Origin of the sequence: Methylobacterium sp. CCH5-D2, from assembly GCF_001556475.1 — a bacterium.
GTDB lineage: Bacteria > Pseudomonadota > Alphaproteobacteria > Rhizobiales > Beijerinckiaceae > Methylobacterium > Methylobacterium hispanicum.
The window spans coordinates 1-549 of sequence record NZ_LSIX01000727.1 but is presented as its reverse complement, the minus strand read 5'-3'; the positions used below and the strand labels follow the sequence as shown (position 1 = coordinate 549).

The 549-nt window shown below is 74.3% G+C and carries 1 protein-coding gene; it reads left to right on the top strand.

Annotated features, from left to right (window positions below):
* Positions 1-549 (top strand): DnaJ C-terminal domain-containing protein (locus tag AX737_RS19230; RefSeq protein ID WP_280949092.1); only part of this gene is annotated, 549 nt, incomplete at both ends.

Here is a 549-nt window from a genome sequence, read left to right as displayed (position 1 = left end):
TTCTCGCACATCTTCGGCGAGGCCTTCCGGGCAGGCGGCGCCGGTCCGGGCGCCGGGCAGCAGCGCCAGGCCGCGCGCGGCGAGGATGTCGCGGCCGAACTCAGCGTGACGCTGGAGCAGGTCGGCGGCGAGGAGAAGCTGCGCCTCGTCCTGCCCACCGGCCGCGAGGTCGACGTGGTGATCCCCAAGGGCGTGGTCGATGGTCAGACCATCCGCCTGCGCGGCCTCGGCCAGCCCGCCATGCGGGGCGAGCCGGGCGACGCGCTCCTCACCATCCGCGTGCTGCCGCACCCGCGCTTCAAGCCCGAGGGCGCCGACCTGCGCGTCAGCGTCGACGTGCCGCTGGAGGACGCGATCCTCGGAGGCACCATCCGGGTGCCGACGCTGACCGGTGCCGTCGAGATGAAGATCCCCGCGATGACCAGTTCGGGCCGCACCTTCCGCCTGCGCGGCAAGGGCCTGCCGAGGAAGGACGGCAGCCGCGGCGACCTGCTCGCCACCAGCGCGATCGTCCTGCCGCCGGCCGACGAGGCGGCCCTCACCGAGTTC